The 19,618-nt window shown below is 40.8% G+C and carries 20 protein-coding genes and 2 riboswitches; of the genes, 2 read left to right on the top strand and 18 right to left on the bottom strand.

Annotated features, from left to right (window positions below; all coding sequences use genetic code 11):
• Positions 1-23 precede the first annotated feature (23 nt).
• The 8 genes from sufU to ABID56_RS08835 form a co-directional block, all read right to left on the bottom strand.
• Positions 24-473 carry a Fe-S cluster assembly sulfur transfer protein SufU gene (sufU, locus tag ABID56_RS08800; RefSeq protein WP_354220302.1) on the bottom strand — a complete coding sequence of 150 codons (450 nt, stop codon included), beginning with the start codon at positions 471-473 and terminating at the stop codon, positions 24-26.
• Positions 463-1,686: a cysteine desulfurase gene (locus ABID56_RS08805; RefSeq protein ID WP_354220304.1), complete on the bottom strand. Its 1,224-nt coding sequence runs from the start codon at positions 1,684-1,686 to the stop codon at positions 463-465. Before ABID56_RS08805 ends, sufU begins: the two co-directional genes overlap by 11 nt.
• On the bottom strand, positions 1,686-2,993 hold the full coding sequence (gene sufD / locus ABID56_RS08810; protein ID WP_354220306.1) for a Fe-S cluster assembly protein SufD: 1,308 nt from the start codon (positions 2,991-2,993) through the stop codon (positions 1,686-1,688). Before sufD ends, ABID56_RS08805 begins: the two co-directional genes overlap by 1 nt.
• A 19-nt stretch (positions 2,994-3,012) precedes the next feature.
• Positions 3,013-3,798, bottom strand: a complete 786-nt coding sequence (gene sufC / locus ABID56_RS08815; RefSeq protein ID WP_354220308.1) for a Fe-S cluster assembly ATPase SufC — start codon at positions 3,796-3,798, stop codon at positions 3,013-3,015.
• A gap of 1,021 nt (positions 3,799-4,819) precedes the next feature.
• Positions 4,820-4,960 carry a YuzK family famiily protein gene (locus tag ABID56_RS08820; protein ID WP_354220310.1) on the bottom strand — a complete coding sequence of 47 codons (141 nt, stop codon included), beginning with the start codon at positions 4,958-4,960 and terminating at the stop codon, positions 4,820-4,822.
• A 235-nt stretch (positions 4,961-5,195) separates the two neighbouring features.
• Complete coding sequence (locus ABID56_RS08825) at positions 5,196-6,056, bottom strand: MetQ/NlpA family ABC transporter substrate-binding protein (RefSeq protein ID WP_354220312.1); 861 nt, start codon at positions 6,054-6,056, stop codon at positions 5,196-5,198.
• Between the two features lie 60 nt (positions 6,057-6,116).
• Positions 6,117-6,785, bottom strand: coding sequence for a methionine ABC transporter permease (locus ABID56_RS08830; RefSeq protein ID WP_354220314.1), 669 nt, complete (start codon positions 6,783-6,785; stop codon positions 6,117-6,119).
• Complete coding sequence (locus ABID56_RS08835; protein WP_354220317.1) at positions 6,775-7,803, bottom strand: methionine ABC transporter ATP-binding protein; 1,029 nt, start codon at positions 7,801-7,803, stop codon at positions 6,775-6,777. Before ABID56_RS08835 ends, ABID56_RS08830 begins: the two co-directional genes overlap by 11 nt.
• A gap of 103 nt (positions 7,804-7,906) precedes the next feature.
• A riboswitch (SAM riboswitch) is annotated at positions 7,907-8,012 on the bottom strand.
• Between the two features lie 89 nt (positions 8,013-8,101).
• Positions 8,102-8,210: riboswitch (SAM riboswitch) on the bottom strand.
• A 96-nt stretch (positions 8,211-8,306) separates the two neighbouring features.
• Between ABID56_RS08835 and ABID56_RS08840 the strand changes: the two genes are divergently transcribed.
• Positions 8,307-8,735: a TlpA family protein disulfide reductase gene (locus tag ABID56_RS08840; protein ID WP_354220319.1), complete on the top strand. Its 429-nt coding sequence runs from the start codon at positions 8,307-8,309 to the stop codon at positions 8,733-8,735.
• A gap of 577 nt (positions 8,736-9,312) precedes the next feature.
• Here the strand turns inward: ABID56_RS08840 and ABID56_RS08845 are convergent.
• The 10 genes from ABID56_RS08845 to ABID56_RS08890 all read right to left on the bottom strand — a co-directional run bounded on the left by ABID56_RS08845 (position 9,313) and on the right by ABID56_RS08890 (position 18,448).
• A complete protein-coding gene (locus ABID56_RS08845; RefSeq protein WP_354220321.1) occupies positions 9,313-9,645 on the bottom strand; it encodes a thioredoxin family protein in 333 nt (110 codons plus the stop codon).
• A gap of 1 nt (position 9,646) precedes the next feature.
• On the bottom strand, positions 9,647-10,006 hold the full coding sequence (locus ABID56_RS08850; protein WP_354220323.1) for a toprim domain-containing protein: 360 nt from the start codon (positions 10,004-10,006) through the stop codon (positions 9,647-9,649).
• A gap of 77 nt (positions 10,007-10,083) precedes the next feature.
• Positions 10,084-10,467 carry a glycine cleavage system protein GcvH gene (gcvH, locus tag ABID56_RS08855; RefSeq protein WP_354220325.1) on the bottom strand — a complete coding sequence of 128 codons (384 nt, stop codon included), beginning with the start codon at positions 10,465-10,467 and terminating at the stop codon, positions 10,084-10,086.
• A 69-nt stretch (positions 10,468-10,536) separates the two neighbouring features.
• Positions 10,537-10,896, bottom strand: a complete 360-nt coding sequence (locus tag ABID56_RS08860; RefSeq protein ID WP_354220327.1) for an arsenate reductase family protein — start codon at positions 10,894-10,896, stop codon at positions 10,537-10,539.
• A 106-nt stretch (positions 10,897-11,002) separates the two neighbouring features.
• Positions 11,003-12,781, bottom strand: coding sequence for an acyl-CoA dehydrogenase FadE (locus ABID56_RS08865; protein WP_354220329.1), 1,779 nt, complete (start codon positions 12,779-12,781; stop codon positions 11,003-11,005).
• A 24-nt stretch (positions 12,782-12,805) separates the two neighbouring features.
• Positions 12,806-13,981: an acetyl-CoA C-acetyltransferase gene (locus ABID56_RS08870; protein ID WP_354220331.1), complete on the bottom strand. Its 1,176-nt coding sequence runs from the start codon at positions 13,979-13,981 to the stop codon at positions 12,806-12,808.
• A 34-nt stretch (positions 13,982-14,015) separates the two neighbouring features.
• A complete protein-coding gene (locus ABID56_RS08875; protein WP_354220333.1) occupies positions 14,016-16,400 on the bottom strand; it encodes a 3-hydroxyacyl-CoA dehydrogenase/enoyl-CoA hydratase family protein in 2,385 nt (794 codons plus the stop codon).
• Between the two features lie 184 nt (positions 16,401-16,584).
• Complete coding sequence (locus ABID56_RS08880; protein WP_354220335.1) at positions 16,585-17,502, bottom strand: proline dehydrogenase family protein; 918 nt, start codon at positions 17,500-17,502, stop codon at positions 16,585-16,587.
• Positions 17,503-17,770: 268 nt separating this feature from the next.
• Positions 17,771-17,977: a copper chaperone CopZ gene (gene copZ, locus ABID56_RS08885; protein WP_354220337.1), complete on the bottom strand. Its 207-nt coding sequence runs from the start codon at positions 17,975-17,977 to the stop codon at positions 17,771-17,773.
• Positions 17,978-18,061: 84 nt separating this feature from the next.
• On the bottom strand, positions 18,062-18,448 hold the full coding sequence (locus tag ABID56_RS08890) for a DUF302 domain-containing protein (RefSeq protein WP_354220339.1): 387 nt from the start codon (positions 18,446-18,448) through the stop codon (positions 18,062-18,064).
• Between the two features lie 155 nt (positions 18,449-18,603).
• Here ABID56_RS08890 and ABID56_RS08895 point away from each other — a divergent pair, with 155 nt between their 5' ends.
• Complete coding sequence (locus ABID56_RS08895) at positions 18,604-19,605, top strand: metal ABC transporter solute-binding protein, Zn/Mn family (RefSeq protein ID WP_354220341.1); 1,002 nt, start codon at positions 18,604-18,606, stop codon at positions 19,603-19,605.
• The last annotated feature ends 13 nt before the right edge of the window (positions 19,606-19,618 follow it).

Raw genomic sequence — 19,618 nt, forward strand, 5'->3', positions numbered from 1 at the left:
TTATGCAAAGACTTAATTAGCCTTTACGATTCTTCTTTTTCAACGCCTTGTTCCATTGCTTTCCAAGCCAATGTCGCGCATTTAATACGCGCTGGGAACTTCGCTACACCTTGTAAGGCTTGAATATCGCCTAATTCATCAAGGTTAAACTCATAACCTTCCATCTCTTCACCGAGCATCATGTCTGAAAACATTTCCGACATTTTCAACGCATCTTCGACTGTTTGACCGATAATCACTTGTGTCATCATCGATGCTGATGAAAGGCTGATTGAGCATCCTTCACCTTCAAATTTCGCATCTTGAACGATGCCGTCTTCTATTTTGAGTTGCAAATCGATGCGATCACCGCACGTCGGGTTGTTTAACTCGACTGATAAATGTTCACCTTCAATTTGCCCCTTGTTGCGTGGATTTTTGTAGTGATCCATAATCACTTGTCTATATAAGGTATCGAGATTGTTAAAAGACATCGCCGAAAAACTCCTTCGCTTTCTTAAGGCCTTCGACAAATACATCGACATCGTTTTTCGTGTTATATAGATAAAAACTTGCTCGTGCTGTCGCAACGACGTTCAATTCTTTCATCAGTGGCTGTGCACAATGATGGCCAGCACGAACGGCTACTCCGATTGAGTCGAGAGCTGTTGCTAAGTCATGTGGGTGTACATCATCTAAGTTGAATGTCACAAGACCCGCACGCTCTTCCGGACCATAAATCGTAATGCCGTCGATTGTATTCATCTGTTCTAATGCATATTGTACCAATTCATGCTCATGTTTTTCAATTTGTGTCATTCCAACTGATTCAAGGTAATCAATCGCCGCGCCTAGTCCGATAGCACCTGCAATAATTGGCGTGCCACCTTCAAACTTCCAAGGCAGTTCTTTCCACGTTGAATCGTATAAATTTACGAAATCAATCATTTCGCCGCCAAATTCAACAGGTTCCATATTTTCAAGCAACTCTTTTTTGCCATATAGAACACCAACACCTGTTGGACCACACATCTTATGTGCGCTGAAGGCGTAAAAATCAACGTCTAAATCTTGCACATCAACTTTCATGTGCGGCACACTTTGCGCCCCATCAACAACCATCACAGCGCCGTTTCGATGTGCAATGTCAGTTACTTCTTTAATCGGGTTAATCGTTCCAAGCACATTCGACACATGCCCCATCGCGACGATTTTAGTATTTTCGTTTACCATCGCTTCGACATCTGACAATGCAATCGTGCCATCTTCTTGTAATGGTAGGTACGTTAATGTGGCACCGGTTGCTTTTGCTGCTTGCTGCCACGGGATTAAATTACTATGGTGTTCCATTTTGGTTAACAAAATTTCATCACCTTCAGATAAGTTGGCACGGGCGTAACTGTATGCAACTGTGTTTAACGCTGTTGTCGTGCCACGCGTGAAGATGACTTCTTTTACTGAAGACGCATTAATAAATTTTTTAACTTTTTTACGCGCTCCTTCATAACCATCTGTAGCATGTGAACCTAATGTATGAACACCACGGTGCACATTGGAATTGTATTGCTTATAGTAATTCTCAACCGCTTCAATGACTTGAGCCGGCTTTTGAGACGTGGCAGCACTATCTAAATAGACAAGCGGATGGTCATTGACGTCCTGATCAAGAATCGGAAAATCACGACGAACATGATCTAACATTGTCATTAGTATACTTTCCCTTCGATTACTTCACGAAGCTGTGATTGTACCGTTTCGATAGGAATTTCACGAACGACTGGTGCTAAGAAACCATGAATGACGAGACGCTCAGCTTCTTGTTGACTAATACCACGACTCATCAAGTAGTACAGTTGAATTGGATCAACACGACCTACTGACGCTGCGTGACCTGCTGTTACGTCATCTTCATCAATTAAAAGAATTGGGTTAGCGTCACCACGTGAGCCTTCTGAAAGCATTAATACACGTGATTCTTGTTCAGCATTTGCTTTCGTCGCACCGTTTTCAACTTTTCCAATGCCGTTAAAGATCGATGCTGCGTTATCCTTCATAACACCGTGTTGTAAAATATATCCTTCTGATGCAAGACCCCAGTGGCGAATATTCGCTGTGAAATCTTGCTTTTGATTACCTCGGCCAACACTGACGGCTTTAGCATGGGATAGAGAATTATCGCCAACTAAATTCGTCACGTTTTCTGATAACGTATGACCGTCATTCATTTGCCCTAATGCCCATTCTAATGTAGCATCACGTTCAACATGGCCACGACGGTTTACATATGATGTTGTTCCTTGTGCGAAGTTATCGACCGCACCGTACGATACTTTCGCACCATCTAGTGCAAATACTTCACTTACAATATTTGCGACTGTCTCTGTCTCATCATTGTTAGACACATAGTTTTCCACGTATGTGACTTGGCTGTGTTCATCCGCAACGAGTAGCACGTGATTAAATAGTGCCGCGCGGTCATCTTCTTGCCAGAAAACGACTTGAATCGGTTCTTCAATGACAACATTTTTCGGCACATATAAGAAAATACCGCTATTCATTAAAGCTGCATGACGTGCTGTTAATTTATTTTCATCAATAGAAACGCCATCTTGCATGAAATATTTCTGCACAAGGTCGCTATGCTCGTTCATCGCTGTGAAAATATCTTCGAAAATAACGCCTTTTGCTTTCAAGTCATCTGATAATTGTGCATAAGCAACATCATTGTTACGAACAACAATTAAATTGCGATCTTCTACATTCTCGCCTAATAATACACGAATTTTCTCAGGAAGTTCATCAAAACTTTGAATGTCACTACCTGCAACATCGTGTTCAAAATCTGTGAAATTCCAGTTTTTAATACGTGTTTTTTCTGGATTTGGCATTGGTAAATCATCTGCCAAATCGATTGCTTTTTGTCTTATATCTTTAAACCAAACTGGTTCGTTTCGTTTATCTGAATAATTCGCGACATAATCCTTGTCAAAAGGTAATTGTGTATCGACTGCCATTCGTTACCCTCCTATCGTATTACGCTTCTTGGCCAACTGTTTCGTCATCGATTCCTAGTTCTTCTTTAATCCAGTCATAACCTTCAGCCTCTAGGCGTTGAGCTAGTTCTGGACCACCTGATTTAACCACACGACCTTGCATCATTACGTGTACATAGTCTGGTGTGATGTAATCAAGTAAACGTTGATAGTGTGTAATGATTAAGCAACCAAAGTCGTCACTACGCATTTCGTTGATACCTTTTGATACGACTTTTAATGCGTCGATGTCTAGACCAGAGTCAATTTCGTCTAAAATAGCGATTGCTGGTTGTAGCATCATTAATTGTAAAATTTCGTTACGTTTCTTCTCACCGCCTGAGAAACCTTCGTTCAGGTAACGTTGAGCCATGTTTTTATCGATTTCAAGTGTATCTAATTTGCTGTCCATGTCTTTAATGAACTGCATAAGTGGAATTTCATCGCCTTCTTCGCGCTGAGAATTAATCGATGAACGTAAGAAGTCAGATGTTGTAACACCACTGATTTCACTTGGATATTGCATTGCTAAGAAAAGGCCAGCTTGTGCACGTTCGTCAACTTCCATTTCAAGTACGTCTTCACCGTCAAGGTAAATTTCACCTTGTGTAATTTCGTACTTAGGATGTCCCATCACTGCACTTGCTAGTGTTGATTTACCTGTTCCGTTTGGTCCCATGACCGCGTGGAATTCGCCGCCTTTAATAGTAAGGTTAACACCTTTTAAAATTTCTTCACCTTCAATTTCAACGTGAAGATCTTTGATTTCTAAAGTTGATCCTGCCATTTGAATACCTCCAGTTCAATTTTATCGTGTCTGGTCATTCTCAATTTATTCTCATTGTTAGTTTATAACATTTATAAATAATTATCAACTTATTCTATTTGAATAACCAACAAACACGCCACTACCTATTATAATAAAAATCGTCACCTTTTTAAACGTAAAGCCTTTTTAAATGATGTGAGATTTAAATACTAAATTCAATTATAGGAATGGTGACAATTGACCAACGTCTTGTGATAATGTTTGCAGGTTGGATACGGCGTTCATTCAAGAGGAAGCTCTACATCAATATGAAAGATCTCTTTTTCTCTAACCTCAGTCACGTGAGAACTTTCCAATTTTGGTAAGGTCATGTTATGAAACATATGCATGCAGCTCCTTTTGTTTTGTTTTAGTGGTATAAAACAAGGATAATAAATAAGGAGCTTGCGTGCTTTTTTGTCTTATCAGAGCGCTCAGTTGGTGTCAGGTGAGGAGCGTCGGTGGTGACGTCTGGTCGACTAAAAGCGGTCACGTCCTGCGCCTGCGAGTACTCGGCGCAGAATTAGTCAAGGAAGCTTATGAAATCAGCTTTTGTGACCAACGTCGACATTAGACCGTCCGGGTCGTCACGGGAACAGCACGCGTCTCGAGACCCCGCAGGCCACGTATTTTGGCCGAGGGATGCACCTGCGTTTTCTAGCAATGCTTCGAAGCGGGCTTCCTCGGTGCAAGTTGCAAAGTAGCTTCCTCGATGATGTTGCCTGGCTCGATCCGTGCCCCTGCATAGAAAACACTGCGAAAAACGAACGAAGTGAAGATTGAGCAGATGTTGCACTTGTGCCCTATGGGTGCAAGCATCCACCGTAAGCGGATCACCTGACACCAACGACCACCAACCCAAACCTCATCCTTAACTGTTCCGCTATCCTAACAAATATTTTAGATCCAAAACAAAAACCCTCCTTTGAACATTGTCGCTCAAAGGAGGTGATATACACTAAAGGTCTATTCTCAATTAAATTAGGTCTGAAATCTTATATTAACGATGAATCATTCGATCAACTTCTGACAACATCATTTGTGATTGTTGGTATTCTTGTTCACGACGTCGTTCAACAGCCAAGCGGTTTTCTAATTTCTGACTATACTCCTGATAACCAATTCCATGTGACTGTTGCATCGCTTTCTCCATATCACTCGTGTAGTTCATGTCAATCTGTATAATGACTAAATCATCCTTTCATTTTGTTTACATGTATTATCATAACACGCCTTATCTTCTGTCAAAAATCGCATATAACGCCATTGAAAAACAAAAAGAAGAGTATGAACAGTTCCACTTTGCTCATACTCCTTCTCTTTATAAATCGTCATAAATGCTTTAACATATCGCCAAATGCTTTGAATTTGCTGAATTATTCGTTAACTGGTACAACCGCACCGTCGTATTCTTCTTCCATGAACGTTTGAATTTCATCTGAACGAAGAACTTCCACTAATGTTTGAAGCGTTTCAGAATCTTCATCTTCTGCACGTGCAGCAATCACGTTCGCATATGGTGATTCAGAACCCTCAACGATTAACGCATCTTCTGTCGGTTTCAAGCCGCCTTCAATCGCATAGTTTGTATTGATCGCCACTAGTGCATCTTCTTCACGCTTATAGTTTTCAACTAAAAATCCTGCTTCAATACTTGCATCGAAGTTTAAGTTTTTCGGATTCTCTACAACATCATCTACTTCTGATGCTACAGGATCAACATCTGGGTCTAATTCAACAAGACCATGTTCTTGTAATAAGGAAAGGATACGACCATGGTCAGCAACTGAACGACTCATAATCACGTCTGTACCTTCTTCGACATTCTCAATATCATCAATATTTTTTGAATAAATACCCATCGGCTCGATATGAATACCGCCAAGGTTAACGAAATCATAACCAGCTTGTTCTTTTTGATCCTCTAAGTAAGGAATGTGTTGGAAATAGTTCGCATCTAACGTACCATCTGCTAACGCTTCATTCGGTAAAATGTAATCTTGAAACGTTTCAATCGTTAAGTTAATACCTTCTTCTTCAAGGAGTGGCTTCGCTTCTTCTAACACTTCAGTGTGTGGGACTGGTGTTGCACCAACTGTTAATTCAACTGGCTCATCACTGTTTCCGTTACTACCTTCATTACTACTATTGCTGTTACCATCAGCTTCGCCTGTTCCACAACCAACTAAGACGATAGCTAGTAATACTGTTCCTAAAAAGAATAATGTTTTTTTCATGTTAAAACTCCTCTTAAATTTGTTTCTATAATTTATCTTAACGAGTCCAATACTCATTAATTAACGGTGATCGATTCGTTTTGAAATCCAATCGCCAAGGAATTGGAAAATGAATACAATAACAACGATGAAGATCGTACAAGCTAAGACGACATCGTTATTTCGACGTTGGAACCCTTCCATATAAGCAAGGTCGCCTAACCCGCCAGCTCCAATCACACCGGCCATAGCGGTATAACTAATTAACGCAATCGCTGTAACGGTAATACCAGAGATAAGAGCTGGCATTGATTCTGGCAATAGCACTTTAAAAATAATCGTACGCGTTTTTGCACCCATCGCTTTTGCCGCTTCAATCACGCCTTTGTCAACTTCTTTCAAGCCAATCTCAACGAGTCTTGCATAGAAAGGTGCTGACCCTACAATGAGAGCTGGTAATGCGGCATTCGGCCCACGAATGGTGCCGAGTATAAAGTCTGTAAATGGGAATAAGAGTAAAATTAAGATAATAAACGGAATCGCACGCGATACGTTAACGACAGAAGCGACAATCGAATTAAGCGTTTGGTTTTGCCACAAATTCCCTTTAGCCGTTAAATATAGCAATAGTCCGAGTAATATACCGAGTACAAATGTGCCGAATACTGAAATGAACGTCATATAAAGCGTTTCATATGTGGCAACCCACATTTTATCCATTTCGACGTTTGGGAATAAATTACTCAACATGTTTAATCACCTCAACTTCTACACCTGTCGACATGACGTAATTCATCACGCTTTCAATCGTCTCGGGCTCTCCTTGGAATTCAACATAAAGCGTGCCGTAAGCCCCTTCTTGGGTCGGCGAAATCGAGCCTTGTAAAATGTTCACGTTGATATCAAATTGCTTCGACACATCACTGATCAACGCGCGTTTCGCATTATGTCCAACAAAATGTAATTTCACCACTTCGGAATGATCGTCAGATGTTATAAATTCTTTTAACTCATCGACCGACCCTTCTTGTGGGTTTAATTGTTGGACGAATCGTTTCGTCGTTTTCGATTGCGGATTCATAAAGACATCCAATACGTCCCCTTGCTCGACGACAGTCCCTTGTTCCATGACCGCAACACGATGACAAATCTTCTGTATGACGTGCATTTCGTGCGTAATCAAAATAATCGTTAAATCTAATTTTTCATTAATCGAAACGAGCAAGTCTAAAATGTCATCGGTCGTTTCAGGGTCTAATGCTGATGTCGCCTCGTCGCATAATAACACTTTCGGGTCGTTCGCTAGTGAACGAGCGATGCCAACACGCTGTTTTTGCCCACCACTTAGTTGCGATGGATACGATTGTTCCCGCCCTTTTAAACCGACGAGCTCGATTAATTCAAGTACTTGGCTTTCGCGCTCTGCCTTTGGAACCCCAGCTATTTCAAGTGGGAATGCGACATTTTCATAAACGGTACGTGACCAAAGTAAATTAAAATGTTGAAAAATCATCCCGATCTTTTGGCGTTCTAAACGTAATTGCGACTTGCTTAAGTCTGTCATATCTTGGCCATTTAAAATGATTTCACCGTCAGTCGGATCTTCCAATCGATTAATTAAACGAACAAAGGTACTTTTACCAGCACCGCTATAACCAATGACTCCAAATATATCACCCTTCTCTATATTGAGTGACACATTATCAACAGCTTGGACTGTTTGATCTTTTGTTTTAAACGATTTCGATAATTGTTTAATCGATATCACAAGCGTTCCCTCCTCGTTGTCAGTAACAAATCGTTCAAACATAAAAAAACCTTTCTGCCATATAAGAGAACAGAAAGGTTTGCAAGATGATTAACCAGTCGTTCTCTTATCTTTCAAAGCACATGCTTTGAAGGAATTAGCACCTATCATGACATCATGACGGTTGCCGGGCTTCACAGGGCCTGTCCCTCCACCTCTCTGGATAAGAGATTATGTTTTAATTCATTATCACGTTAGTCTATTAATGTATTGCTGAATAAAAAAACTTCCTTGTAAGAACAAGAAAGAGGTTTACTCCGTCTTATCTTACAATGCCTTCACATTGCAGGAATTAGCACCAATTATGAGCTTGTCATAACGGTTGCCGGGCTTCATAGGGCCGTTCCCTCCGCCTCTCTGGATAAGAAGTTCATTATTCAACTTTCAATGAATTGTATGTTAGCATAGGTATAGAAGAAGGTCAATTGTTTTTAAACAAAAAATTTTAATAAAGGACTGAGAGTATGAAAGCACCCATGTTTGAACTTCCGTATTTAGACAATCCGCATGAAACATTTAATTTAAATGATTATATTGGCAAGAAAGTGATTATTTTAACATTTTGGGTATCTTGGTGCCCTGATTGTTCTCGTGATTTACCGAAAAAAGAACAGTTTTATAAAACGATGCGCCACGACAACATCGAAATGGTTACCATCAACGTGCCTGGACGCGAACGCGATGAATCAGAAGCACACAAGTTCCAAGAGCAATTTTTAACACAACCTGTTTTGAAAGATAACGGTCGTGAGGTGTATGACCAATACGAGTCTGACGGTGTTCCTACAACAATTTTGATTGATTTAGAAGGTAACATAGTTGGGCACTTTGGCGATCAAGACGATTTCGTTGAAGTGATTAAAATCGTCGGCGACTATTTCCCAGCTCAATAATGTGAAACGAGGTTGGCACAAAGCCTAATTAAACAAAGTAAAACCCGAACAATTTTAATAAAATAAATTGTTCGGGTTTCCTGTTTGAATGACGCTTCATCAAAACACTTCGCTTGGTTCTTCGTGACATAAACTCAACATCGGCTCTGCTGGCGCAATCGCCGTGTTTCCTTTACCGGGGCACGGCTCGAGCCAGGCAACCTCATCGAATATGCTTCCTTGCAACTTGCACCGAGGAAGCCTGCTTCGAAGCGATACGAGAAGACGCAGGTGCATCCCTCGGGGGACAAAGGAACTTCGGCTAAGTACCGGACGTCCTGTCCGAACGCCGAAGTGACCCACGTCCTGTGCGCCTTCGTGCTGTTCCCGTGACGACCCGGACGGTCTAATGTCGACGTTGGTCACAAAAGCTGATTTCATAAGCTTCCTTGACTAATTCTGCGCCGAGTACTCGCAGGCGCAGAATTAGTCGACCAGGCGTCTACGTGTTTTGATTCCGCTTCATTAGTGCTTAGCTGAAATGATATCCAATCATTCGTCTTTTGCACAATTTAATGCCCTTCTGTCCCAGCCTTTTTTATGATGTCTCCGTTTTCTCAATCACTAAATACGGACCCATTTCTTTTAATAAATACGGCACGGAATGAAAGGTATATAATCGCTCAACCGCTTCACCTTGCTTCACAACGAGTAAACATGGCACACTCGTGATGTTATATTGTTGCATGAACTCAGGTGCTAGTGTCGCATTCAATTCATAAAATTTTTCATCGCCTAACGTTTCTTCGATATAATGTAGCATGCGTTTTGCCACTTTACACGTTCCACAAAACGGGCTGTTCACGAAAACAATATGATGTTGTTTCTTTCCGACCATGAATTGTGCCTGTTTACCATCTATTTCTTGCATGCTATTCCGACCCCTTCAGAAATTTAACCTTTACTTTAAAATTCGCTGCTTGTAATACTGACGCTATCACATGTTCCGGTGTATCTTCAACTTGTCGGTATTTTGCATCGACGTATAAATTTTGGGCATGGGATAATTCGTGATTTAATTGTTTTCTTAATTTTTTACCTGGTTCATCCGTATCGGTAAAAATATAAACATCTCGATCCAATAGATCGTAATTTTCAATCATTTCATCGATCGCAAACGGACTCACGGTTCCAAACGTACAGAGAATGGCTTCATCATGTTCTAAAACCGCCTGTAATTTGCGACGGTCTTGTTTACCCTCAACAATTAACACGCGTGATAATGTATCCATTATTGGTCACCTAAATCTATTTGAAGTTACAAAAGACTGACCTTTAATAAAGATCAGCCTTCTTGTTCTTTATGGAATTATTCGTCATCAACCATTTGTTTGTAAGCATCAACATCCATTAGTTTGTCCAACTCGGATTTGTCTGATACTTCAACGACAACCATCCACGCTTGATCATGTGGTGATTCGTTGACAAGCTCTGGGCTATCTTCTAATTCGTCGTTCACCTCAACGACTTTACCAGAAACAGGTGCATACAACTCAGATACCGTTTTAACAGATTCAACACTACCGAACGGTTGATCCAATGCTAGCTCGTCCCCTTCTTCAGGTAACTCAACAAATACGATATCACCTAATTCATCTTGGGCGAAGTCAGTAATCCCGATACGAACGCGATCACCTTCTTCTTTGACCCATTCGTGTTCTTCAGAGTATAGATATTCTTTTGGTAAACTCATGTGATCCCCTCCAATAATTCAAATCATATCTTTATCTTACAATAAAGCGTCGTTCTATGCATTAACAAGTTATGAATTCCATGTTTCATTATATGTTTCTTCTTTAAAACCGACCGTTACTTGGTTCCCATCTGTCGCAATAGGACGCTTCAGTAGCATACCATCAGAAGCGAGTAATTTGATCTGTTCGTCTTCTGACATTGATGGCAAGCGGTCTTTTAATTCTAGTTCACGGTATTTCTTGCCAGATGTGTTGAAAAATTTTTTAATCGGTAATCCACTTCGGTCGATAATTGTTTTTAATTCCTCTTCACTCGGTGGATTGTCCACGATATGGACAGATTCATATGTAATGCCATTATCATCGAGCCATTTAAGTGCTTTACGGCACGTTCCGCACTTTGGATACTGGTAAACAGTTAAACTCATATACATTCTCCTTTCAGTAATTGAATTTTAACATGAAACATAGCTTGAGATGGAATGAAATGAATAGAAAAGCCGCACAGCCTAAGCTATGCGGCTCCCCTCATGTTTAAACAACATATTTCTCTTCGTCGACTAGGTATTTCGCAATTTCGCGTTTTTTCGCGATGACATTGACGTGATCGCGACGAGTTAATTTGCGTAAAGCGGACAACATCATACGTAAGTTATCGCCCTCTTCAACAGCAATTAACGTTTCTTTCGCATGCGCTTCAATATCATTTAACGTCTCTTCAACGAAGACTTGCGTATAAAGCAATTTCAAGTGAGCTTTCTCTTCACCGTCACGCGCAATCGCTTTCGCTGTACGTAACACTGCCGACTCCATATTATAAATATCTGCTGCGATATCGGCAATATTAGATAACAACTCTTGCTCATTTTCTAGTTTATCTTGATATTTTTGCGCGGCAATACCAGCTGCGAGTAAACCAATCTTCTTCGCATTACCGACTAAATATTTCTCCTGCGCTAACGCTTCATCACCTGGCGTTTCTGGCATCATCGACATGAGTTCATTTTGTAAATTCGTCGCTTTTTCGAGTAATGGTAACTCGCCTTTCATCGCTTTCTTCATAAACGTTCCTGGCACGATCATGCGGTTAATTTCGTTCGTTCCTTCGAAAATACGATTGATACGAGAATCGCGGTAAATGCGTTCAACCTCGTATTCTTGCATGAAGCCATAACCACCATGAATCTGCACCGCTTCATCGGCCGCGAAATCGAGTAATTCCGTCGCTGTATATTTGTTCATCGAGCACTCGATCGCATACTCTGCAATTCCTTTAGCGACTTCTGACCCGTCATTTAATTCTTCTTTCGATAATTGGCCTAAACGCGATTCGAATAAACCGACCGTACGATATACAGCACTTTCGTTAGCGTACGTTTTCGACGCAACGCTTGCTAGTTTTTCTTGAATTAACGGGAAGCTTGAAATTGGCGTTTGGAACTGTTTACGTTCATTCGCATAACTCGCTGCTAATTCAAGTGCACGCTTCGCACTACCGACACCTCCAATAGCTAACTTGTAACGTCCAACGTTTAAAATATTAAAGGCAATTACGTGGCCGCGACCGATTTCGCCTAAGACGTTTTCAACTGGAACTTCTGCATCTTCTAGTACTAATGTACGTGTTGAAGACGATTTAATCCCCATTTTCTTCTCTTCTGGTCCTGTTGATACACCAGGGAATTCACGCTCAACAATAAATGCTGTAAATTGTTCGCCATCAATTTTCGCATAAACAACGAATACATCAGCAAAAGCCGAGTTCGTAATCCACTGTTTCTCACCATTTAGGATATAGTGCGTGCCCGCTTCGTTTAATTTAGCCGTCGTTTTCGCACCTAGCGCATCTGAACCAGAACCAGGTTCCGTTAACGCATAAGCAGCAATCTTTTCACCTGTCGCAAGTGACGGTAAATATTTTTGTTTTTGATCGTGGTTACCAAAGAACACAATTGGAAGTGACCCAATGCCGACGTGTGCGCCGTGCGTGATCGAGAAACCACCTGCAAGTGACATTTTTTCTGTTACGAGTGAAGACGTGATTTTATCAAGTTCTAAACCACCGTACTCTTCTGGTACATCAATACCTAATAGGCCAAGCTCACCTGCTTTTTCTAATAATTTAACTGACTTATCAAATTCGTGATTTTCTAAGTCATCAAGCACTGGCCATACATCATTTTTAATATAGTCTTCTGTCGTTTTCGCGATCATTTTATGTTCGTCATTAAAATCTTCGGGTGTTAAGACATCATCCGGCTCAACATCCTCAACTAAAAATGAACCACCTTTAAACACTTTTTCCTCTACCATATATATTCCTCCTCAAGGATCAAATTATAGTAATTCAAACACACCAGCAGCACCCATGCCACCGCCAATACACATTGTACAAACGCCGTATTTAACACCGCGACGCTTCATTTCGTGGATGAGTGATAACGTAAGCTTCGTTCCAGTACAACCTAGTGGGTGACCGAGCGCGATTGCGCCACCGTTAACGTTTACGATATCTTCATCTAAGCCTAGTTCACGGCAAACTTGAAGGGCTTGTGATGCAAAGGCCTCATTTAGTTCATAAAGGCCAATATCATCCATTGTTAACCCTGCGAGTTCGACTGCTTTCGGAATCGCTTTAACTGGACCAACACCCATCACTTCTGGTTCGACACCTTCGACGGTAAACGAACGGAATTTCGCCATTGGTGTTAACCCTTCTTGTTCAGCTTTTTCGCGGTCCATCACTAACACAGAGGCTGCACCATCACTCATTTGCGATGCGTTACCTGCTGTAACAGATCCTTGGACGTTAAAGGCTGGCTTCAGTTTCGCTAAGCCTTCAAGACTCGTATCATGACGGACGCCTTCATCTTGCGACACCGTAAATGTCCGTTCTTTGACCGTATTATCAGGTCCAACTGTACGATCAACGACATCGACTGGAACGATTTCGTCGTCAAATTTGCCGTCTTTAAGTGCTTGCGCTGCTCGTTCGTGACTGCGGACTGCGAACGCATCTTGATCTTCACGAGTCACGCCGTAACGATTCGCTACTTCTTCAGCTGTATGCCCCATGTTCATATAATATTCTGGTGCTTCATCGACTAACGTTGGGTTTGGTCGAATGACGTTACCACCCATCGGGATCATGGACATTGATTCTGCACCGCCAGCCACAATCGTATCCGCATAACCGAGCATAATTCGTTCAGCCGCATACGCAATACTTTGTAGACCTGAAGAACAATAACGGTTAATCGTAATACCTGGCACATCATGATCGAGTCCTGCTAAACCAGCAATTTGTCTCGCCATGTTCATCCCTTGTTCCGCTTCAGGCATTGCACAACCGATAATCACGTCGTCAATTTTTCCATCATAGTTATTCGCACGCTTTAACGTCTCTTTCACCGTTAAAGCCGCTAGGTCATCTGGGCGTGTATGCGCAAATGACCCTTTATTGGCTTTTCCAACAGGTGTACGAGCACCTGACACAATAACTGCTTCTTTCACAATAGATCCTCCTCTTCGGTTGGATTTCATTAAGTTAGTTACGTAACGGTTTTCCATTTTGGAGCATATGCATCATACGCTCTTGTGTTTTCTGTTCACCGACTAAACTTAAAAACGCTTCACGCTCTAAATCTAGTAAATATTGTTCGCTAACTTTTGTGCCATATTTAATCTTTCCACCTGCTAAAACGTGAGCGAGGTGGCTTGCGATTTTAATGTCATGATCTGATGCGTAACCGCTAAGTTGTAGCTGTTTTGCACCGAGCATCATCGTCGCATAACCTGGTTCACCAACGACCGGCACTTTGTCTTCTTTCGGTGGTTGATAACCAGCTTTATCTAGTGCGAGCACTTTGTTTTTCGCATCATAGATTTGGTGATCACCGTTTAAACTAATCGAGTCAAACCCGTCTAACAGCCCTGCCTCAACAGCTTCAGCTGCTGACGTTGAGACATTACCTGTGGCAATCTTCTCGAAGACATCATTCGCGACTTTTTGTAAATCAAGATCGACGCCTTCTGGTAAACCTTTAAGACGGTTTAAGTAATATTCTTTATTACCGCCACCACCAGGGATTAGGCCAACACCTGCTTCGACTAAGCCCATATACGTCTCAGGTGACGCTTGTTGTCCCGCTGTTGGTAGAACGATTTCAGTTCCGCCGCCTAACGTCATACCAAATGGCGCAGCGACAACGGGTTTCTCGTTGTATTTAATTCGTTGCATCGCTTGCTGGAATTGCTTAATTACAATTTCAATCTCGAAGAAGTTAAATTCTTGCGCTTCCATTAAGATCATCGCGAGATTGGCCCCGACACAGAAGTTCTTGCCTTGGTTACCAATGACAAGGCCACGATAATTCCGATTTACTTCATCGAGCGAGTCATTAATCATTTGAATGACGTCCATGCCGATTGAGTTGTTTTGCGATGTGAACTCAAGTAAAGCGACATCGTCACCTAAATCGATTAAGTTAGCGCCGCTATTTTGCTTAATGACACCGTTTGATTGTTTATGCAATTTAAGGTCGATTTCTTTTTCGTTAACTGCTTTTTCGACGTATTCACCGTTATGATAGAAATAAAGTTTGCCATTTTCCGTTTTGTAAAATGACTCAAACCCTTTATCAAACATGTCTTTCACCCAAGCAGGAACGGTTGAGCCTTCATCTTCCATACGCTGAACAGCCTTCTCAACACCGATTGCGTCCCACATTTCAAATGGGCCAATCTCCCAACCGAAGCCCCATTTCATCGCGTCATCGATTTGCGTAAGATCGTCTGCGATATCGCCTAACAATTCGGCAGAATAAATGAGTGTCGGCTTCGTAATATTCCAAACGAGATCACCTGCACGGTCACCTTTTGCGGATACAAGCGCTTTCAATTTACGCTTCGGACCTTTTTCTTGTTTAGCAGCGCCAGACGCTTGTGTTTTTAACTTCTGAGATTCTTGCTCATATTCTAATGTTTCAGGATTCAGTTCATAGATCGTGCTACCGCTCTTGTCTTTATGTTTGTAGAAAAAGCCTTTGCCCGTTTTCGCACCGAGCATGCCTTTTTCATTCATTTGCTTCATGAATTCAGGTACTTCAAACACTTTTTTCTCATCGCCATCCACTTGGTCGTATACGTTGTTCGCCACGTGAATAAACGTATCAAGCCCGACGACATCTAATGTACGGAAAGTCGCACTTTTCGGTCGACCGATCATCGGTCCTGTCACGGAATCGACTTCACCGATACTATAACCACCGTTTAACATTTCTTGCACGGTTACCATGAGACCGTATGTTCCAATGCGGTTCGCGATGAAGTTCGGCGTGTCTTTCGCTTCGACGACACCTTTGCCAAGCACGTCTTCACCGAAACGTTTCATAAATGCGAGCACATCAGGATCTGTTTCGTCATTCGGAATGACTTCGAGTAACTTCAAATAACGTGGTGGGTTAAAGAAGTGTGTCCCTAAGAAATGTTTTTTGAAATCGTCTGAACGCCCTTCAGCCATGGCATTAATGGAAATACCTGACGTGTTGGAGCTAACAATCGAACCTTCTTTACGATGTTCGTCCACTTGCGCATATACTTTTTGTTTAATCTCTAAATTTTCGACAACAACTTCAATAATCCAATCGACATCATTTAAGTCTTGCATGTTGTCCTCAAAGTTACCAACTGAGATTAAATCAAGACTCTTTTGTGTCGTAATTGGTGAAGGATTTTGTTTTCGTAATTTCTTTTTGTTTTCAGCCGCAATCTTGTTACGCGCTTTCGGGTTTTGCTTTTCCTCTTCTGATAAATCGTTTGGCACGATATCTAACATTAACGTCGGAATGCCTAAGTTAGCTAAGTGTGCTGCAATGCCTGCGCCCATGACGCCTGATCCTAACACCGCAGCACGTTTAATGCTTCCGTTCATGAATGCTCCCCCTATCTGTTTTATCATTTTGAATGAATACTCATTCATTTTAACTTAAAATTTTTTGGATAGTCGCCTATCCAAATTACCTACTTATACTATAAATTATTTTCAGATATTTCGCAAACATTATTTTAAGAAAGTGGATTGAAAAGCTCGACGCTTTCACGCCGAGCTTTTCATGTTATTTTTTAAACAACCCTTTCAGAACAAACGCCACATTCGCTGGTCGTTCAGCTAAACGACGCATATTATAACCGAACCAATCACGGCCATACGGAACATAAATGCGTACATTGTAACCTTCATTTACTAACTTTTCTTGTAGCTCCAAACGCATACCATATAACATTTGAAATTCAAATTGGTACCGTGGAATATTATGTTCATCAACATATTGTTTCGTAAATTCAATGATCGCATCATCATGAGAGCCAATTGCCGTAAAGTGACCATTGTCTAAATGCATAGCAATCAATTTCTTTAAGTTTTCATCTACATCCGTTTTATGTGGATAAGCGACTTCTTCTGACTCTTTATAAGCCCCTTTAACGAACCTTACATTCGGTTGATATGGCTCTAGTCGCTCTAAATCGCTCACCGTACGATATAAATACGACTGTAACACGATACCAAGCAAGTCATACTCACGCTTCAGAGTCTCAAAGATCGTTAACGTTTTTTCACAACGAGCGTGATCTTCCATATCAATCGTTACAAGAACTTGATGCTGCTTACCTACTTCTAATATTTGACGCATATTTTCCATTACAAGTTTTTCAGAAATGTCCATCCCCATAGATGTCATTTTTACAGAAACTTGTGAATCTAACCCCAACTTATCGATGACCTTTATCGTTTTCATTGTTTCGTACGTACGTGCTCTCGCCTCTTCTTCTTCGGTCACATACTCACCTAAATGATCGAGCGTCACAGCCATTCCTTTATGATTCAATTGACGAATGTTTTCTGCCGCATATGAAAGTTCTGATCCGGCTACAAACCGACTAGCCCCGAATTGAAAGCCATAACGTTTGGCTAGCGTTTTTAACAAGCTATTATTTGATAGAAATAAGAAAAATTGACGTAATACTTTTTCCATGACGTTATCCCCCAGTATGTAAAAACATGATTGTGAAACCGTTTTCTATTTTATCATTTTTCAGTCAAAATTTTAATTATTTCTTTTGAAATTTCAAAATAAAAAGATGAGCTCTCATTTATTTAAAAACTCTCTTGATTTTTTAAATAAATCATTGAACTTATGAGATAAATAACCCGACTTATGAGATAAGTCGGGTTATTTATCTCATAAGTGGGGGTGGGCATGAAAAAACCTCAGGCTAGCCCTGAGGTTTTTGGTAATTTATTTAGTTAACAACATCATAGCCTTGTTCTTCGATTGCTTCTTCCATCTCTTCTTTTGCAACAGTATCTTCATCAAATGTGACGTCAACATGACCTGTATCTAAGTTGACTTCTACTGCAGCAACGCCGTCTAATTCTTTTAGCGCGCCTTGAACTGCTTGTTTACAATGTCCACATGACATGCCTTGTACTTTCAATGTAAGTTCCATTCGGTAGTTCATTCCTTCCTTTAAATCTTTGCCCCTATTATGTCGCACACTGATCGAATTTTCAAATAAAAAATCTAATAAAATTTAGGCTGCTTCATTAATCGCTTGAATCATCGTCTTCTCAATATCAGCAGCAAAATCTTTTACGTCTTTGGAATCAATATGATTCATTAAAACAGTCGGTTTTGGCATGCCGATTTTTGTTTGGCCTTCGCTTTCATAAACAACGACTTTACATGGTAAAAAGTAACTCACCTTTTCTTCCATGCTTAAAACGTCTCTTGCCGCTTTCGGGTTACACACTTCTAAAATACGAAATGTTTGGTTAAAGTCATCAAACCCTTTATTGTGTAATGTTTCCTTCACATCAAAGTCCCATAATACGCCGAATTGAACATTTTTCAGTGATGCCGCTAAATCATTAACCACATCTTCAACTGACTTATTCGTTGTAACCGTATAATCAAACATCAAGAATCCCTCCACTATAATTTATACCAATTATATCATACCCATTACGGTATGAGTTCAAACACTTTTTTCAAATCGTAATCATTACTATTTACAAATCGTAATCATTACGATAAAATCATATTTAGCTGATTAAAAACGAAGGAGATGCAACGATGAAAAAACTATTGATTGTCATAATATCTATCATTTTATTTCTAGCCGCGTGTGGCGACACCAACGATGGAAACTCTTCTAATGGAAATACGACAGAGTCGCCAAGTGAAAGCAAAACAACAGAAAACGAGTCAATCGGCACTATTGTCACGTCCATTTACCCGTTAGAATTTATCGTTTCAGAAATTGCTGGTGATATCATCGATGTCGAAACGGTTGTTCCAGCTGGCGCTGATGCTCATACGTATGAACCGTCGACAAAAGAGATGATCAACATGGCTAGTAGCGACATATTTATGTATGTTGGTGGCGGTCTTGAAGTGTTTGGTGAAACATTAGCCGATACTGTAAAAGATGAAGGGGTAGAACCATTTGCCTTAACCAATCAACAAGACGATTTATTTGCATCTATGGAAGACAATGATCATGACGGACACAACCATGACCATGATGAAGGTGAAGACCATACCCAAGACAATAACGAACTTGATTTACACTTCTGGCTCGATCCGGCTCGCATGGCACAAGCTGGTGAACTAATCCTATCTGAACTAACAACGATGTATCCAGATCAAGCTGAACAATTTCAATCAAACTATGAATCATTTGCTGAAGAGATGAATGAACTCGACCAAACATACGAAGAAGCACTCAGCGACAAATCCGTTGATATTTTAGTTGCACATGAAGCGTTTGGGTACTGGGAGCGAGAATACGGCATTGAACAACACGGTATTCGAGGACTTTCATCTTCACAAAACCCGTCACAACGCGAATTACAACAATTATTTGATTCATTTGAAGAATTGGATTTAAACCACGTCATTTTAGAGAAGAATCGAGATGACAGTTTAGCGACAACGATTGCAAACGAATTCGACTTCACCGTATATGAATTACACAGTCTCGGGTCGATAACAGAAGAAGACATTGAACAAAACAACGATTACATTGATATTATGAACGAGAATCTCGATGTTTTAAAACAAACGATTCAATAAGAACTTTAACGAA

Source organism: Alkalibacillus flavidus (genome assembly GCF_040545925.1).
In the GTDB taxonomy this organism is placed as follows: domain Bacteria; phylum Bacillota; class Bacilli; order Bacillales; family Alkalibacillaceae; genus Alkalibacillus; species Alkalibacillus flavidus.

What these genes read in the sequence shown, in the direction of transcription:
- sufU (WP_354220302.1), bottom strand. Translation starts at nt 473, where the DNA reads ATGTCTTTTAACAATCTCGATACCTTATATAGACAAGTGATTATGGAT.
- ABID56_RS08805 (WP_354220304.1), bottom strand. Translation starts at nt 1,686, where the DNA reads ATGACAATGTTAGATCATGTTCGTCGTGATTTTCCGATTCTTGATCAG.
- sufD (WP_354220306.1), bottom strand. Translation starts at nt 2,993, where the DNA reads ATGGCAGTCGATACACAATTACCTTTTGACAAGGATTATGTCGCGAAT.
- sufC (WP_354220308.1), bottom strand. Translation starts at nt 3,798, where the DNA reads ATGGCAGGATCAACTTTAGAAATCAAAGATCTTCACGTTGAAATTGAA.
- ABID56_RS08820 (WP_354220310.1), bottom strand. Translation starts at nt 4,960, where the DNA reads ATGCAACAGTCACATGGAATTGGTTATCAGGAGTATAGTCAGAAATTA.
- ABID56_RS08825 (WP_354220312.1), bottom strand. Translation starts at nt 6,056, where the DNA reads ATGAAAAAAACATTATTCTTTTTAGGAACAGTATTACTAGCTATCGTC.
- ABID56_RS08830 (WP_354220314.1), bottom strand. Translation starts at nt 6,785, where the DNA reads ATGTTGAGTAATTTATTCCCAAACGTCGAAATGGATAAAATGTGGGTT.
- ABID56_RS08840 (WP_354220319.1), top strand. Translation starts at nt 8,307, where the DNA reads ATGAAAGCACCCATGTTTGAACTTCCGTATTTAGACAATCCGCATGAA.
- ABID56_RS08845 (WP_354220321.1), bottom strand. Translation starts at nt 9,645, where the DNA reads ATGCAAGAAATAGATGGTAAACAGGCACAATTCATGGTCGGAAAGAAA.
- ABID56_RS08850 (WP_354220323.1), bottom strand. Translation starts at nt 10,006, where the DNA reads ATGGATACATTATCACGCGTGTTAATTGTTGAGGGTAAACAAGACCGT.
- gcvH (WP_354220325.1), bottom strand. Translation starts at nt 10,467, where the DNA reads ATGAGTTTACCAAAAGAATATCTATACTCTGAAGAACACGAATGGGTC.
- ABID56_RS08860 (WP_354220327.1), bottom strand. Translation starts at nt 10,896, where the DNA reads ATGAGTTTAACTGTTTACCAGTATCCAAAGTGCGGAACGTGCCGTAAA.
- ABID56_RS08865 (WP_354220329.1), bottom strand. Translation starts at nt 12,781, where the DNA reads ATGGTAGAGGAAAAAGTGTTTAAAGGTGGTTCATTTTTAGTTGAGGAT.
- ABID56_RS08875 (WP_354220333.1), bottom strand. Translation starts at nt 16,400, where the DNA reads ATGAACGGAAGCATTAAACGTGCTGCGGTGTTAGGATCAGGCGTCATG.
- ABID56_RS08880 (WP_354220335.1), bottom strand. Translation starts at nt 17,502, where the DNA reads ATGGAAAAAGTATTACGTCAATTTTTCTTATTTCTATCAAATAATAGC.
- copZ (WP_354220337.1), bottom strand. Translation starts at nt 17,977, where the DNA reads ATGGAACTTACATTGAAAGTACAAGGCATGTCATGTGGACATTGTAAA.
- ABID56_RS08890 (WP_354220339.1), bottom strand. Translation starts at nt 18,448, where the DNA reads ATGTTTGATTATACGGTTACAACGAATAAGTCAGTTGAAGATGTGGTT.
- ABID56_RS08895 (WP_354220341.1), top strand. Translation starts at nt 18,604, where the DNA reads ATGAAAAAACTATTGATTGTCATAATATCTATCATTTTATTTCTAGCC.